The 15,370-nt window shown below is 61.7% G+C and carries 19 protein-coding genes; 2 read left to right on the top strand and 17 right to left on the bottom strand.

Annotation, left to right across the window (positions count from 1 at the left end):
- Positions 1-72: 72 nt before the first annotated feature.
- Together J7I86_RS19330 and J7I86_RS19325 are read left to right on the top strand one after the other, a co-directional pair.
- Positions 73-222, top strand: a complete 150-nt coding sequence (locus tag J7I86_RS19330; RefSeq protein WP_214822491.1) for a hypothetical protein — start codon at positions 73-75, stop codon at positions 220-222.
- A gap of 9 nt (positions 223-231) precedes the next feature.
- Positions 232-387, top strand: a complete 156-nt coding sequence (locus tag J7I86_RS19325; protein ID WP_214822490.1) for a hypothetical protein — start codon at positions 232-234, stop codon at positions 385-387.
- A gap of 227 nt (positions 388-614) precedes the next feature.
- Here the strand turns inward: J7I86_RS19325 and J7I86_RS19320 are convergent, their stop codons facing one another.
- From J7I86_RS19320 to J7I86_RS19240, 17 genes are all read right to left on the bottom strand, one after another.
- Positions 615-1,340: a hypothetical protein gene (locus tag J7I86_RS19320; protein ID WP_214822489.1), complete on the bottom strand. Its 726-nt coding sequence runs from the start codon at positions 1,338-1,340 to the stop codon at positions 615-617.
- A 2-nt stretch (positions 1,341-1,342) separates the two neighbouring features.
- Complete coding sequence (locus tag J7I86_RS19315) at positions 1,343-2,977, bottom strand: hypothetical protein (protein ID WP_214822488.1); 1,635 nt, start codon at positions 2,975-2,977, stop codon at positions 1,343-1,345.
- Complete coding sequence (locus tag J7I86_RS19310; RefSeq protein WP_214822487.1) at positions 2,970-3,239, bottom strand: hypothetical protein; 270 nt, start codon at positions 3,237-3,239, stop codon at positions 2,970-2,972. The genes J7I86_RS19315 and J7I86_RS19310 overlap by 8 nt, the downstream gene beginning before the upstream one ends.
- A gap of 3 nt (positions 3,240-3,242) precedes the next feature.
- Entirely contained in the window at positions 3,243-3,617 is a 375-nt protein-coding gene (locus J7I86_RS19305) for a hypothetical protein (protein ID WP_214822486.1), read from the bottom strand.
- Positions 3,618-3,626: 9 nt separating this feature from the next.
- Positions 3,627-4,112 (bottom strand): hypothetical protein, encoded by a 486-nt coding sequence (locus J7I86_RS19300; protein WP_214822485.1) that lies wholly within the window; start codon positions 4,110-4,112, stop codon positions 3,627-3,629.
- Positions 4,109-5,080: a hypothetical protein gene (locus J7I86_RS19295; protein WP_214822484.1), complete on the bottom strand. Its 972-nt coding sequence runs from the start codon at positions 5,078-5,080 to the stop codon at positions 4,109-4,111. Before J7I86_RS19295 ends, J7I86_RS19300 begins: the two co-directional genes overlap by 4 nt.
- Before the next feature lie 2 nt (positions 5,081-5,082).
- Positions 5,083-6,522, bottom strand: coding sequence for a siphovirus ReqiPepy6 Gp37-like family protein (locus J7I86_RS19290; protein WP_214822483.1), 1,440 nt, complete (start codon positions 6,520-6,522; stop codon positions 5,083-5,085).
- A complete protein-coding gene (locus J7I86_RS19285) occupies positions 6,519-7,484 on the bottom strand; it encodes a phage tail family protein (protein WP_214822482.1) in 966 nt (321 codons plus the stop codon). Before J7I86_RS19285 ends, J7I86_RS19290 begins: the two co-directional genes overlap by 4 nt.
- A gap of 29 nt (positions 7,485-7,513) precedes the next feature.
- Positions 7,514-11,761 carry a hypothetical protein gene (locus tag J7I86_RS19280; protein WP_214822481.1) on the bottom strand — a complete coding sequence of 1,416 codons (4,248 nt, stop codon included), beginning with the start codon at positions 11,759-11,761 and terminating at the stop codon, positions 7,514-7,516.
- Positions 11,754-12,095, bottom strand: a complete 342-nt coding sequence (locus J7I86_RS19275; protein ID WP_214822480.1) for a hypothetical protein — start codon at positions 12,093-12,095, stop codon at positions 11,754-11,756. The genes J7I86_RS19280 and J7I86_RS19275 overlap by 8 nt, the downstream gene beginning before the upstream one ends.
- A gap of 125 nt (positions 12,096-12,220) precedes the next feature.
- The gene (locus J7I86_RS19270) at positions 12,221-12,562 is read right to left on the bottom strand and encodes a phage tail assembly protein (RefSeq protein ID WP_214822479.1); all 342 of its coding nucleotides are present in this window, start codon (positions 12,560-12,562) and stop codon (positions 12,221-12,223) included.
- Between the two features lie 88 nt (positions 12,563-12,650).
- Positions 12,651-12,833 carry a hypothetical protein gene (locus J7I86_RS19265; protein WP_214822478.1) on the bottom strand — a complete coding sequence of 61 codons (183 nt, stop codon included), beginning with the start codon at positions 12,831-12,833 and terminating at the stop codon, positions 12,651-12,653.
- A 9-nt stretch (positions 12,834-12,842) separates the two neighbouring features.
- Positions 12,843-13,619 (bottom strand): hypothetical protein, encoded by a 777-nt coding sequence (locus J7I86_RS19260; protein WP_214822477.1) that lies wholly within the window; start codon positions 13,617-13,619, stop codon positions 12,843-12,845.
- Between the two features lie 42 nt (positions 13,620-13,661).
- Positions 13,662-14,171, bottom strand: coding sequence for a hypothetical protein (locus J7I86_RS19255; RefSeq protein ID WP_214822476.1), 510 nt, complete (start codon positions 14,169-14,171; stop codon positions 13,662-13,664).
- Complete coding sequence (locus J7I86_RS19250) at positions 14,168-14,566, bottom strand: DUF5403 family protein (protein ID WP_214822475.1); 399 nt, start codon at positions 14,564-14,566, stop codon at positions 14,168-14,170. The genes J7I86_RS19255 and J7I86_RS19250 overlap by 4 nt, the downstream gene beginning before the upstream one ends.
- A complete protein-coding gene (locus J7I86_RS19245) occupies positions 14,559-14,915 on the bottom strand; it encodes a hypothetical protein (RefSeq protein ID WP_214822474.1) in 357 nt (118 codons plus the stop codon). The genes J7I86_RS19250 and J7I86_RS19245 overlap by 8 nt, the downstream gene beginning before the upstream one ends.
- Positions 14,909-15,364, bottom strand: a complete 456-nt coding sequence (locus tag J7I86_RS19240) for a hypothetical protein (RefSeq protein WP_214822473.1) — start codon at positions 15,362-15,364, stop codon at positions 14,909-14,911. Before J7I86_RS19240 ends, J7I86_RS19245 begins: the two co-directional genes overlap by 7 nt.
- Positions 15,365-15,370 lie beyond the last annotated feature (6 nt).

Raw genomic sequence — 15,370 nt, 5'->3', positions numbered from 1 at the left:
GCTGGAGATTCCAGTGGCCGGGTGGCCCTTTTGTCGTTTCTTGGGAAAGTTTCGAGCGAATAAGATGGCCGGATGGAAGTTACGTTGACCATCGAGAATGGCGAAAGCGAGTTGGGCTACGTGAGCGCCGCTGGCCAAGGCTACGAGGCCGCTCTGGAGGCGGCTAAGGCGCTCATTCCAGAGGACTGCAGGGCGATCGTGATTCGAGTCAGCGAGCAGTAGGCTCTGACCATGGAATACGACCCGAAGGCTAATGTTCATACGTCACGCGGCCCAGCTGCCCGGGCGAAGGAGGACGAGCAGGAGTTGCAGAACCTCCGCAAAGAGGTCAAGAGGCTTAGGGCTAGAGTGCGTGAGCTTGAGGCGCAGCTGGCAGATCAGCAGTAGCAGAGCCCCTGAAGGGGCTCTGCTACTTGAAGGGGCTCAACCGGCCTGAGGGTGCCCTATGATGATGGACATGCGGATCATTACGAAGGCCTGGGCCTACATTCGGCAGCAAATGGAAATGGACATCGCTAAGGCCCGCATGGACATTGACTGCCCCCATAGTAACCTTGAGCCATGCCAGGAGTGTGACGTTCAGGCATGGGCAGACCGCTGGTAGCCCTGACCTTCTAGCTCAAAAGGGTCGGATGGTTGGCGATCATGGCTGCGCGTACTGTCTGCGCCTGTGCTGTTGTCATCGCGGTCGGCCACGCAATCAATTCAGCCACATCGTAGTCCGCGAACCCAACCCCAGCTAGGGAGTTTCCTAGAGCCAGCCCGGTGACGGATGCAGCGCCAACAGTGCCCGATGCCGTCTTGGCGTCCATCGTGATGACCGAGGAAGCGCCATTGAGGGACGCCATAGCGAAGTGCCATGACCCGTCAGCCGGGGTGGGGGATGGTACGGCCAAGATCGTGGAACCGTACCTAATGTCAAGCTTGGTGGCGCCGCCCACCATCTGAGATACAGGGGACCCGCTTGTAGTCAGGTTCACCAAAGTTTTGTCAGACTGGGAGCGGACGCGCATAACTAGGGCGAATGTGAAAGTTCCCGTCGCGGCGATGGTTCCGACATTCATGAAGTCGTCCGTACCGTCGAACTTCATCCACGCCTCGTCCCCGACTCGCTGGAGAAGCGGCCTAGCGCCAGTCACGGCTTGGGCCAACGCGGCGCCGCCAGTCGCTTCGTTGGTCAAGGATGCCACGGCGGCACCGTGGCCTAGTGCGGACCTTGACGGAATGTATCGGTAGCTATACCCGGGGATGCCGGCCGAAGGTGCGGCTGGTCGGATGAGAGGAAGGTTAGCGGCCGCGTTGGTGAACGCAACGGGATAGCGGGTTATGAAGGTGTCCATGGTTATTTCCATCCCAATGCGTCGATCTTAGTTTTAACACCGGCAGCGATGGCTTTGTATCCATTAGCGTTCGGGTGGATTAGGTCTGCGTCCATCAGGCTTGGCGGGATAGTGTCCCCCGCTATTGCTGTACTGTCCGCAGCTGTTGGGGTCAAGCCCACGGCTGCAAGCCCGTTGGCTATCAGCCATCCCCGTAGGTCAAAGTATCGGGACCCGTAGGTGGCGGCGAGTTCGGCGTTGCGCGCCAGGATCGCGGTGTGACCAGAGGTGCCCAAGGTTTCATCCACCCGCGTGGTGATGGACAGCACCAAGTAATCACCCCCGGTTTGGTAGCCGGTCATGGCCGCCGTGGCGCTGGCCAGCATGGATGCGCTGGTGCTGTTATTGCGGCCTGTCATGATGATCTGATGCCAGTCCCGGTGCCCTGCCTCCCAGTCGTCCATCCATGGGAACGCACCCACCGTGGGGTGCTCATCACCGGCGTAGGACCGCGTAAAGACGTAAGCCGAGGTGGTCCCGGTGATCCGACCCGGAATGCCGTTGATTGATCCCATCATGAAATTAAAGTCAGGGTTACCCGTACCGCCGTTCTGGGCAAACAGGACGGCGTTTAGGGTTACAGCGGTTGAGCCGCTGGCGGGAATCACTCCTGAAGTGACAGTGACCAATAGCGGGATGGAGCCTTGCCGCTGGGCGATGCCTTGGGACTGTTCCCCGGGTGCCCCGCGCTTGGCAATGGGAATCGTGGGATACAGCCTGCCCAGCTCCATGGGGTAGGAAGTGCCCGCGCCGCCAGAGCCGGCCGTAATGGAATCGCCCCGGCAGATAATCCCCTTGGCCTTGCCGATGGGCGGGGTGACTACCCCGCCCATGCGTGCGCGCCATGCCTCAAGTACCCAAGCCGGGACCCTGCCATCTGGGCCAAGGGCGTCTTCAGCCACGCGGCCGTCAGGGTCGACAGTGGCCTTGAGGTAATCGTCGGTGGGGTAGTTATAGCTGGTAACGTGAGCGGTCTTCAGTCGCGGGATTTCCTGAGTGCCGTCAGGCATGACACCCCGGGAAACTCGGTAATCCTTATCCACTTCAACGGCCAGGTAACCGCCAGACTCCAGTGGTGCGCGGGCCGGAATGCGTTCGTCGTTGCCGAGTATGAAGTCCGCGTTTGCTGCGGCGTTCGCAACGGCGGTGGCAGCAGCAAACGCGACGGTTCCATCTTGGGCCACAACCTGAGCGACCTGCTCTGGGAGGTTGGCGCGAGCGATTCCTGCGTCCACTTGAATGTCAGTGGGAGCCTGTGCGTGCGTTGCTGCTTCGGCTGCCGAGTTGGCGGCGTTTTGCGCTGCGGTCTTGGCGTCGACGGCCTCGTTGCGGAGTCCGTGGTACGAGTCGAAGAAGCCGACGAAGCCGGCCCCCACCCACTTGACCTGCGGCAGTGTCGTCATGAACGGCGGCAGGAACCCGTTGGAATTGGACATCAGCGGGTTGGTGAGCGCCAGCCCATTCGGGTCCGTCAGGACCAGGGGCGTGGTGTTGTTGGTGTCGTCCGGTGAGTAGATGTAAATCTGGCCGTTGGCGACTACGTTCGACGTGCTGAGCGGGTCAACGACCAGCTGCATGTCGAATGGAAAGTCAGTCACTCGTCAGCTCCTCGGGCTTGGCTGCGTCCTTCTTGAGACGCGTGAACCATGAGGCGATCGCAGTAGCGAACGACTTGGCCACAAGCGCGCCAGCCAGAGTCCAGAAGAGCGGGTCAGTCGGGTCGGTGGTTCCGAGGATCGTCAGCAGGCCGAGGCCAATGGCACCCAGCGCGTCGACAATGAAGCCCTGCCAGAGGGTGCGCAGCCAGGGGGTGCTGGCGATCTTCTCGAGGAAGGTCGAGGTTGCTACATGGTTGCCCATGGTCTAGCCCTCCTTCTTGATGATTTCGAACTCAGGCATGTTGGCCTTGATGTCCTCTGCGATGCGGTCGTAGTCAATGTCCACCGGCACTCCGTTGGTGACTTGCGATAGGACCTGCGTCAGCAAGGACCTGATGGCCACTAGCTCAGAGTTGCCCTGAGCGGCCGCCCGCGCGTTGTACGCAAGCTGCTGGAGGACCGACGTCTTGTAGTCGCCCCAGTCGATAAGGGGCAGCCAGAGCGCCGCCTCGGGGGCTTCTGCGATCTGCGTCTGCAAGGACTTGCCGTCCTTCATGGTGTCGCCACCAGTGACGATGGCGTCAGGCAGGAAGTCCAGCTTTTGCTGGTTGGTCAGAGACTTGGAGAGTTGTTCAGGCATGGTAAGTCCTTACGGAAGCGATAGTCCGAGGTCGACGAGAATCTGCTCGTCAGCGGTGTAGACCGGGGCGGGAGGGGGAGTGGCGCCACCGGCGTACTCGATAGAGCTGCTGGCATTCACGACACGAACGGTCTCGATGTCCTCAGACCAGCCGAGATACGTGAGAGGCAAGCCCCAGTGGGCGTAGTACGCCATCAGGTCTGCGAGATTCGGGTGATGGTGCGGCACCGTCGACGGGTCGCTCGTCGAGAAGATCGAGCCGTCAGGCGCCCGCAGCACGACGTGCCCGAGGGGCTCGTCCCTCATGAAGAACCACAAGGGGACCCATGCGTCGGGAAAGTTGTGGTCCTGATGCTTGTGCTGGGCATTGGCCCATCCGGCCGTCGCGCTCGGATAAACGCCCGGGTAGATGCCATACGCCTCGCGGACGTATTGCAGGCACCAGCCTGGCTTGCAGGGGATGTGGGGATTCGGGGTGATCAGCTGGGTGCTCATGAGTTCCACTCGATCGAGCCGAGGGGGAACACCATGGCGCCGGGGCCGAACTTGCTTGACGCAGAACCGACGTTCACAAGGAAGCTGATGCGAAGCTCGCCGGTGGTGGTTGCCACCATGTTGCACTGGTAGGCATTCACGAGAATCGGCTTCAGCGGCTCGTCCTTGAGCTTCGGGGCATATGACGGGTCGAAGGTTGCGAGGATGTACTCGGTGTCCTTGATGTAGAAGATGTCCACGTCGTTGGCCAAGCCACCCTCGAGCATGACGCGGCGGCCTGAGCGGGAGATTCCCGCGTTCTTGACCGCTCGTCCGAACCATGTGCCCATGTGCCGGTAGAGGCTGTGGGGCGAGAGGGCAACGCTGTCGCCAACTACGCCGCCGACATTCACCCAGCCGGGCATGTCGTTTTCCTTGAGCACGTGCTGCCACTGAACGTTGCCGATGGTGACCATGGCGCCGATCTTGGCGAGGTAGCTCAGTGCCAGGTCATCCTTGGCCACTGCGCCGCCGTTGCCTGCCCACACTCGCAGGTCAATGATGGTCGTGGGCTGCGTCTGGCCAGCTGTCCACTGGACGAGTGCCAGCGGCTGGTCGTCCTCAACGCCAGGCTCGGCCTTACGGCTGGCCGGGATGGCCTTCGTGGTTGCGCCCGTCACCTTGACGATGGACGAGGGGCCGCCAGCGAGTGGCTGCCAGTTCCTGCGGAGAGCGATCAAGTCCCAGCGAGTGCCGGAGCTGATCGTGTCGCATGTGATGGTCGTATTGGTGGTGGCCGTGTCGATGACACCATGGCCCCAGCCCGTTCCTGCGGCCACTGAGAGCATTAGGGGCTGCCCGGGTACTGCGGAGACCTTGAGGTCTCCCGCGCCCTTCACGCCGTAGTCACAGGCGCCTGCGTTGGGGATGAGCTCTGCCCATTGGCGCTCATTGACGGTGCCGTCATAGCCAATGCTTGTAAAGGCCATGGTTACTTCACCTCTATTTTTCGGATACGTGTTACGGAGTCGCGGAGTCTCTTGGCGAAAGTCCGGTCGGGGTTGTCGGTGATCTCTCCGACTGAGGGGGTGGCTGTCACGCCGGTCTCGAAGTCCCAGCGAAGCTCTGCCTCGCGCAGTACGTCGGTCAGCGCCAGCCCGGGTCCGACCTTCATGGAGACCTTGTCTCCGACCGTGACGGAGTCGCCGTAGCGGAAGCCGTCGGTCTCGGAGAGGACCATGCGAATGCCGGTAGCCTCGCCGCCTTCGGTCAGCTTCTCGGCTGCCCGCTTGGCGATGAGCGATTCGTACTCGGCGCGGATGGCTGCGTACTCTGCGTTGATCGCGTTGAGGTCCGCTTGCTTCTCATTGACAGCCGTCAGAGAGTTGGCCACAGTCGTCTGCTTGGAGGTCTTGCGGCTGGCTGCCGAGTTGTAATCGGAGAGCGCTGAGATGCGCTCCGAAGAGCCTGCGGGGTACGAGCCATCGACTGCCACGCGTGCGTTGTAAGCATTGGTGGTTGCATCCGTAAGCTGCCTCAGCTCTTGGACGTCTTCGTTGTAGTTCTCAGTGGCGCTCTTCAGTGACTCCACTGCCGAGTCGCGGCGGCTGTACCAACTGTTGAGGTCGGTGCCAACGTCGCGGGCATCAAGGAACGTCTCGCCTACGACGCCCCAGAGGGCGCGTGAGGCGCTGTCATTGAAGCGGCGGAACTCTCGTTCAACACCTTCTCCGCGACCGCCTACGACGAGGTCTGTGACCTTTGGTGCGGAGTTGGTCCATGACCAGTCCTGCACGACTCCGCTCTCTTCGCTGAGAAGCAGCGGATAGACGGAGGTTTCGTAGACGTCGACCACGAGGCCGGTGGCGCCTTGCACGACACTGACCCCGAGGCCTGCGGCCTCGACTGCCGGGAAGAGCTTCTCGAAGAGGGGCTCCATGCGGATTTCCAGCGTGATGACAGAACCGCGACCAAGATCGGGTGAGATCGTCACAGGCATGCCGAGTCGGTCAATGAAGTTCTTGCGGGCGACCGTCTTTAGGACGGTCTCTGCAGGGCCGGTCAGCCGGTAGTACTCGGCACCTCCCTGCGCAGTGATGGCAGCCGATGGGACTGGCCAGCCAATAACGTTGTGCCAGATGCGGAAGTCGTCTTCCACGAGGAATGTCGCGCTGCCTGAGATGCTCGGGCCGTTGATGCTGCGTTCAGTGACTGGGCCGGACAGCGCGTGCTTGCCTCGGTAGTCGATGACCACGCGGCTGCCTGCGACGATTACGTCGGCCAGCGCCGGGTGGTCCAGTGCCAGGCCGAATGTCGCAGTGCCCTTGAGGTTGTGCCGGGGGATTGCCCTCAGGCTGAGAGGCGTTGAGATGATGGCCTTGCGGGCGAAGTTCTTGTCGTAGACGGTGATCTTGAACGGCTGCTCCGTCACTTGCCCCACGCCCTAAAGTGGCGTGGCACGATCTCCATGAGCACGATGCCGCTGCCGTTGATGACGATGGAGAGCTTGACTGCTTCGCCTGCCGGAACCGCAGCGAAGTTGATGGCGCCCATGTCAGTGAACTTGCTGACGCCGTTCGTGATCGTGCCGAAGCCCGTCAGGGCGTTAGGCGCCCAGTCGCCGAATGTTACGGTCTGACGCTGCGGGTCAGTGTCAACCTCCAGCGCTTTGCCAGCCGGAATGTCGAAGGGGACTTGGATCAGCTGGCCGGGAATACCAATGGTCGTAGTCGTGGACGGACCTACGATGGTCCACTTGGGCCAAGCGTCAAGGTCGCCAGGGTTGTTGATGGTGGCGGTTGATGCGCTGGAGGCTGTGGAGATGTTGAAGTTAGGGGCGCCGGAGCCGAAGAAGCTGGTCCCGCCAGAGCCGGTCCAGCCGCGTCGGATGGACTCGCCAACCCAGAAGGGCTGCTCAGCTGCAAGGTAGATGCCGTACTTCTCCCAGCCGCGAATGGAAGGGAGGATGTCGGTCGTGTGCCCGCCGTCATTATCAAAGACGCAGGTCAGGATGCGCGTGCGGCCAGCGGGGTCAGTGACCGCCCACTTGCCGGGGCGGTCGGGGTGCATAGACCGCCAGAAGCCGCCGTCCAGCTTGGACCAGTCCTGCTCGCCCATTTCCTTGTAGACGAGCAGCGGCCAGAACACTTCGCGTTCTTGAGCGATCCAGCCAGTGCGGCGGCTGCCATGCACTGCCGGCGAGGTCTGAGTGTGACGCCTGACTGGCGGCATATTCAGACCTCGCACTCCCGGCAAGAGGGCTACGCCCTCAGCGCCGGTGGCAATGTCCCAGATTTCGCCGTCCCACGACTCCCAGGTCATCCGCATCCCCTGCGGCAAGCGGGCCGAAGCCAACTCACCAACCGGGGGAGCGGCATAGACGATCGAGGCCATGTGATTCCTTACTGGGAGTGGTGAATGAATTACGCGACGTCGTACATGACCTGCATGTCTCGGGCGCGCGTAAGGGTGGCGTCAGCGACTTCCCTTGCGTACTGGTAGGCCACGCCGGGGGCTGCGTCCACATGGATGTGGGTCTCGCTGCGGCCGCCTGAGAGGCCGCCGCTTACGCCGCCGTTATTGAACTGCTGCATCTTGCTTTGCAGGGTGTAGCCAAAGCGGCCGGCGACCTCGTCGAGGATCGCTGTTGAGCGACCACGCTTGGAAGCTGCCAGGGGGATGTAGGCTTCACCGCCCGTTTCGGGCTCCGCCCAAACGCGGTAGACCGAGGAGGGCTTTGCGATCTGAGCAACGTGATTCTCGATGCCGCCGTCTGCGAAGTACTTCGGCTGGAAGCGTTTGTTCCACCGACCGAGTCCCTCATATACGGAGCCGTTTGCGCTCTCACCGCCGCCCAGCAGGTTCTTGACGATGTTGACGGTGGCCGAGAAGACCTTGCCGCCGATCGACTCGAGGCCGCCGATGATGTTGCCGAGCACGCTTGTTGCGTTGCCCGCTACGTTGACCGATGGCGTGTAGGTCGAGACGTCCAGGCCCCGGCCCTTGGTAGCCACATCATTGGCCTTGTTGTTGAAGCCCGACGCGTCAGCGTCGAGGCCAGCGGTGTACTTGGAGGCATTCAAGCCCGCACCCTTGCCCTGCGCCTGAGCGATTGCTCCATCAAACTTCGAGGAGTTAGCGTCAAGCTGAGGCGTTGGCGTGAGGTTGTTGAACTGGCCAATCTCGAACTGAGCCTGGCCAAGCTTCGGGGCGAACTTAGAGCTGGCATCGACATCAAGGCCGAGGACTGCCGGCGCAGCAACGGTTGCCTGAGCTATGCCGTTGGCCGCCTTCAGATCAGCAAGCGCCTTGTCCTTCGACTCGGGATTGAGGAGCATCTCGATCTTTGCCGGGTCGAGATCAAGCTGAGCAAGAATCGCGTCGATCTGCTCGGGTGGCACTCCGCCGATTGTCAGCTGCTGGGCAATGAGGTCGCGGGTCTTCTGCATCTCCGTGCGGAGAGTGTCAATCGCTACCTGCGGGTCCTTCTGCGCCAGTGCGAGCTGAAGGGCTGAGTCTCGGCCGGCCGTGGCAATATTCATCAGCTCCGTCCGAAGGTCGGAGCCTGCCTTGGATACTGTGTTGATCGAGCCATCGGCCTTGAAGAGGGCCGGCAGGGAAAGGCCTTCGCTATTTCCAATGTCAACGATCTGCTGAAGGTTGGCCACGAAGTCGCGAGCCGCGTCGTTGGATGTCTGGATCGCATCGTCCAGTGACGTCTTGCCATTCATTTGGCGGATGATGTCGTTGACCGCACGCAGCTTGTCATCTGCGTTGGAGGCCTTGTCAGCCAGCACTTCGATTGCCGCGATGATTCCAGCCGATGTCCCGATGGGAACGCCAAGTTGCTTGGAGGTCTGTTCAACCTCCAGGCGGGCGGCCATTAGGTCGTCCTTGATCTTCTGCAGGCCGGACGCAGTCTTTGCTGCGTCAGAGCCGAAGATGTTGCTGAGGAAGTCCGCGAAGCCACCACCCAGGCTGCCGCCAGTTCCCGACTTGTTGATTACGTCGGAGAGAACCTTGAAGGTGTCGACCACTGACTGGAGGCCAGTCTTGTTGTCGCCAGCCTTCTTGATGGCCGCGTTGACGGCCTCAATGGACTCTGGCACGCCTTCGGCGGCCTTCTGAAGGTCTCGCAGGCTGATGCCGATGTTCTGGGCGCTGTCCGCAATTGAGGCCTTCTCCCAGAAGAGGAAGGAATCCTTGGCTCGGAGCTGACTGGCAATGACCCGCTCAGTGGCGCCGTTGATGCCCTGCTGGCCATCGAGGGCCGAGACGAGATCGTCGATCTTGGCCTTCTGCTTAGCTGCCGCGTCGCCGACCAGTGCGACTGCGGCGCCCGCCGTTGCCAGCGCAATGCCCCAAGGGCCGCCAGCGAATGCGAGGAGGCTGCCACCAATTCGCTTACCTACTGCTGCGGCCTTGGCGCCGATCGTGTCAAGCTGCTTGACCATCGGGCTGGCGTCGAACCGACGAACGCTTCCGTCGGCAGCGTAGATGAAGTCACCAATGCGCTTGGTTGAGGTCTCGGTGCTCTTGGCGCCAACTCGGGCGCTGTCTGCGAACTTTGCCCAGCCGGTTTGCACGGAGCCAAGGAAGTTGCCTAGCGGTCCTCGCAGGGCGAGGAATGTGGCAAAGGCTGCCGTGGCCAGCTTGATCGGCTCAGGGAGTCCATTGAATGCGCCCAGCGAAGCGTTGAGCACGTCGACTACCATCGTCAGCGGCCCTGAGGCTGCTGTGACGAGCGCGTTGACGAGACCAGTCAGCGGACCCGCAACCTTCTCGAGGTTGCCAGTCAGCTTGCCTACTGAGGTGTCGAGGAAGTCGACTACGGTATTGATGACCGGCGCTACGCCCTTGAAGATTTCGCCGGAGACGCGGCTCATGTTGCCGATGATTCGGCCGAGGCCAGCGAAGCTGGGGCCGAGGTCGTTGAGCGCGGTCTGCATGTCTCGGATGCCTTCGAGCGTTCCGGTCTGGAACTGCAGCTGGCCTAGCGTCTTTGCGACGCCAGAGAGCAGTCCACCGCCCAGCTTGCCGAGTCCCTTGAGGAGCTCGTTGACGTAGCCAGCAGAGCTTCCCAGCGTCTCGCCAAGGTCCTTGACGCCCTTATTCAACTCCGTGGCGCCCTGACGGGCTCCGGCGAAGATGGTTGCCATGCGGCTGCGGAACGGCTCCGCGAGCATGATGTTCGCAATGTCCCGCATGTTGTCGCGGAACTCGGGGAGGCCTCCGCCTCCCGCGTCGTTGACTGCGCGGGTGATGCCCTTGAACATGTCGACTACCGACTTGCCCACTGACCCCATGTCCTTGAGGCTCTGGACACCCTTCTCGATCCAGACGTTGATCTTGCCGGCTTCGTCAGCCTTGGTGATCCAGTCGTCGAATCCCTGGGCGATGTCCGCTAGGAAGCCGCCGAAGCGGGGGAGGTAGTCTGAGCCGCGAAGGCCGAGGGTATTGAGCGCGTCGAAGAATGGCTTGGATGCGGCTGACGCCTGGCGGAAGAATCCCTCAAGGTTGCCGAACATCTTCTGCATGTCGCCGTTTTTGGAAATCTCCTCGAACGAATCGAGGATGCCAGCGTTGAAGCGACCGACATCGTCAGCTGCTGATGTAAGCCCGTCCCGCAGGACGGGGATGACATTGGCTGCGAAGCGCTGTATCGAGTCGCCCATGCCCTCCCAGAAGGCGTTTTGAACCGGCTTCTGTATGGAGGTCCACGTGCCCTGCAGCGCCTTGGCTGCTTCACGAGCGTTGGGAGGTAGCTTCGCTAGCGCCTCGGCGTCGCCGTCGATCGCTTCCTTGAAGTCTTTGAACGCAGCTACGTTGATAAGCACACCGGCAGCAACTGCGGCCAACGCCGTCGGCATTGTGGCGAGCAGGCCAATCGACTGCACCATGCCTTCACCGATAGTGAAGGCTGAGGTGCCGAGGAATGCTGCGGCGTTCACGAGGTTGCCAATGGCTGTTGCCCAGCCAGCTGATTTGAGGCTGAACTTGTCGAAGTTGACGATCAAGTCTTCAAGGTTGCGTCCGACTGACGTCAGCACACCGAGGCCAGCGAGGCTCTTGATGAGACCCTCTGCGACGATCAGGCTCTTCTTGTTTACGTCTATGAAGAAGTTGACCTTGCGGTCGCGGGTCGCGTACTTGAGCTGAGCTGCTGCGATCTCCAATCCGGTCATGTCCGACTTGAACTTGACGCCCTTGCCGTCTTCCTTCTTGAGGAACTCGTCAATGTCACGCTTGGCCTTTTCGAGGCCATCGTCGGTATTGAAGTCGACGTTGATGCCAGCGGCCGAAGCTGCGGATAGGGCCGCGTTCAGCTTGGCGCCGGCGCGTCGCAGGTACTCCTGGTCCATATTGACCTTGACGTCGCTGACCTTGAAGTCTTTGAGCATCCGACCTATGTCAGCAGACGCCTTGCGGAGCGCGTCAGGATCTACGCCGACCTTGACGTTGAGCGTCTTGTCGACCTCGTCCCTGACGTCGCGCACGGCCCGCTTAGCCTTCTCGCGGACGCCTGAGGCGTCCAGATCGAGGTCGACGACTACTTCGTACTCTTGGCCTCGAAGCTCGGCGAGAACCTGCTTCTTGGTTGATTCGCGGAAGCCCTTGGCATCCGGTCGGACCTTGACGGCGACCGCGCCGATTAGTTTGAGATCAGCCAAAGCTGTTCACTCCGTTCCACCCCAGGGCTTTCAGTACGTCGCTGTTGGTCACTGGCTCGGCCTTCTTGGTCGGCTTCTCGCCGCGCCATTCAGGCGGTCCAATGACGGGGAACTTGGGCTCCTTGCCCTTCTCCCAGTTGCCGGAGATGACCGTCAGGTCGCGTATGGCGTTGATTTGCATCGCAATAAGCTGGCGGTCCGGCGTCCAGTAGCGGCGCCCAATTGCGGCAGCCATCTCTGGATCAATCTCGGGCTCTTCTTTGGCCTCGTCGCCATCCATGGGGGCGGACATGATGGCGGCGTAGCGGGAACCCTCGGGGAGCTGGCGCATCATTGCGAAGATGAGAGAGACGGTGCCGTGGCACCGTCCTCCTATGAACTCGATGAGATCGAAGTTCCAGAACTCCTTCAGATCAAGCCATATCTCTTCGCCGTGAGCATCCAGCTCAACCGCGAGGGTTAGGCTTCCCCCGCGTGCGTCTTCTCCTGGTACTGGTCAAAGAGGTATGACCAGCGCGTCAGGTCTTCGCCTGCGAACTTCTTCACTGCGGTGAACGCCTGCGGCGTTCGGGCTGTCAGCTTGAAGGCGTCTGCATAGACGTCGGTCCAGTCCTCGTCGGACTCCTCGGAGCCGAAGCGCTTGGCGATGTCGAGTGCTGCGACTACGGCCTTACGGCCCTTCTTGTCGAGACGCAGGATGGGCTGGAAAGCCACGACCTTGCCGTCCTCGATTTCAATCTCAAAGTCTGGGTACTTCTCGTCTGCACCCTTCTGCAGATCGGAAAGCTTGATTGCGGACATTGCAACTCCTGCTTGTTGTGGTGCTGTGTGCTGCGGACAAAGGAAGTGCCGAGTGGGCAGGTGTCCGCTCCTGCCCACTCGGGGTCTATTACTTCGCTGCTGCCCGCGTAGTGGGCTTGGAAGCAGGCTTGGTAGCCTCGGTTGCCTTGGCCGCGTCTTCGGCCTCTACGGCCTCACACAGCGTCAGCACGACAGCAGCCAGCTCGCGGAGCTGGTCGCCCAGGTTGGGTGAGCCCTTCTCAAAGGACGGCACCTTGTCTTTCAGAGCCAATGCGATTCCTTACGGTGCGGTGATTACGACAGTCGGGTCAGCGGTGTAGCCGGAGCCACCGTTGGTCACGGTGATCGCCGTGACAGACCCGTTGGTCAGGACGGCGGTTGCAGCTGCGCCAGTTCCAGAGCCGCCAGTGAAGGTGACGGCGGGGACGGAGGCGTAGCCGGAGCCGGCGTTGGTGACGGTGACAGCGGAGACGACCTGCGCGCTGCGCGAGGCGGTAGCCGTTGCCTGAATCTTCACGGCGACAGGCGGGATGAACTCGATGGCGAAGGCGTTGCTGAGGTAGGTCAGCGGGGTGACCTTCAGCGGCAGCTGAGCCAGGTTCTCGGTGTCGGAGATTGCGAGGTCATCACTGCGGAAGATCGACGCCTTGGGGGCGTAGATACCAGCAGTCGTGGTGCCGTCGTAGAACACGACGAGCCATGCGACCTCAGTCGGCGTAGCGTCCTGCGGGACCTGCACGTGGCCGGTGCCCGTAACCACGGCGTTGGCGCCGTAGTAGAGCTTCAGGCTGTCCTTGTCGAACTGCAGGAGGTTCATGTTGTAGGACTCGGTGCGCGAGGCTACGGACTGGCGCAGCGTCTTCGCCTGCAGCGAGCCAAGCGTGGTGACTTCGCCACCTTCGGAAGCTGAGGCCAGAATGTCCTGCATGGAAGTGTGGCCCATCTCGGTCCACGCAACGCCAGGGTTGCGCAGGTCGGCGGGAACCGCCGTGCCGATGGGGGCCGTGTAGAAGTGGCCGGTGCCGACCTTGAGTACGGCGGTGTTATCAAGAGTCATGTGAGACGTCTCCTTGTGGGGCGGGGCCCACAGAAAAGGCCGCTACGTGAGCGGCCTGAAGCGGTTGTTTACGCTGCCCGTTGCGGGCGGGCGGATGAGTAGTCGGAAGACCGACTCGAAGCGAACGACGCCCTTCGGGAGGGTGGCGTACTGCACGACTCCGGTACTGGTTGCCCAGTCGGAGGTGCGGGAAGCGGCGGTTGAGTTCTCGATCTTCGAAATGTGGCCAAGGCCGGGGTAGACCTTCTGCTTGAGCTGCGCTTGGCGCAGCGCCACTCGGCACATCTCCTGCAGGTCAGCGCCGTCGCTCATGGCTTCAAGGCCAGAGGTCAGCGTGTTGATCGAGATGACCGCTGGCTCGATGAACCGGTCATCAGGCGTCCTGCCCTCTCCATTGCCGGAGCGGCGCTCACGCGCTGCGATGATGGCCGGCGTGCTCATGCCCTCGGTGAACTGCGTGCCGATGTGAATGCCTTGACCTGCGAAGAACTCGCGAAGAATGGCGAGGATCAGCCGGTCGGTAGACCCGAATACGGGAATGTCGATTGTCATGAACTCTTTCCGTACTTCTTGACGCGATCCTCGACGGCGTTGCCAAGGGCGTGAATGCCGTCAACCCAGACGCGGCCGGTCTTGGTCTTCTGCCAATGGCCGAGTTCGATGGAGATCGCCGACTTGTTGCCGTTGTCAGTGCGATCGGGGACGCCGTCCTGCTCGCCTACGTCATAGAGAGCGACATGCCAGTCGAGCTTGGTCTGAGGCGGGGCGACGACTGTGATGCGGGCGTTTCCGGTGTCGTGATGGAGTGAGAGGTAAGAGCGGGCACGCGCCGCTATGGCGCTGCCCTGAGCCTTCAATTCGCTCTTGACTGCCGGAAGGTGGGAGACGATGTCTTCGACGCTTCCAGGCCCCTTCGGGGGGCCATTGAAGCCAAGCCACTCAGCCATCGACCTGCAGCTTGTTCCGTGATCGGATGGTGAACTCGATGTGCTTGAGGCGATCGGTGGCGCCGGTCGTCATTCGCGGAGGGCTAGCGAGGTCCCACTCTTCACCGTCATAGATGATGCGGGACCAGCTGCCAGCGGGCACCTGACGGGCCAGGATGCGAACAACCTTGTTGGACACCTGTCCATTCAGCTCAGCGTCTGAGGAGCGATCCTCGGAGCTTGTGCAGCGAATCGTGACGCCGTCGCCCGAAGGCCGTTTCACAACGTTGCCGAATGAATCGGTCACCGTCTCTTCGACGTACACGATCAGGCTTTCTCGGCCGCGATCCAGCAGGCGGCTCTTCACCATGGCCTCGGCTCCGCGTCCATGAACAGGTACTCAGGGCTTCCGCCCGGGTAGCGCCATGATTCCGACGTCGCGACGAACCTTTCAGGGTTCGTCAGCGGGACCGAGATGATGCGGCCGCGTGTGTTGGCGGCCATCTGAATCATCTTGATCTCGCCGGCAGTCAGCGCAGCGCCCTTGCGGTAGTCGGTGTCAACGTCGAGCGTGACAGCGTCTCCGCGCTCCATCTTGAGGCCGCTTGGGTTCTGGTAACCCCGGGCCGCCGCTGCCACCGCGATTGTTTTCGCAATGTCAGGGGCGGCTTCGGGGCTTACCCAAGGCAGTCCGTAGAGCCGGACGTAAGCTGAGGCCTCTTTGAGCATGGAGTTCGCCAGTGCGACGTCTTCCGTCGCGGTGATCGACTCGCCTACGCGAGCCGCCACCTCGTTTACTGTGCCCAGAGGCTCAGCCATTGTCGG

The organism is Arthrobacter sp. ISL-95 (genome assembly GCF_018613695.1).
Taxonomy (GTDB): Bacteria; Actinomycetota; Actinomycetes; order Actinomycetales; family Micrococcaceae; genus Arthrobacter.
Note: the sequence above shows the minus strand (reverse complement) of the source record. Positions and strands in the feature narration are given on the sequence as shown.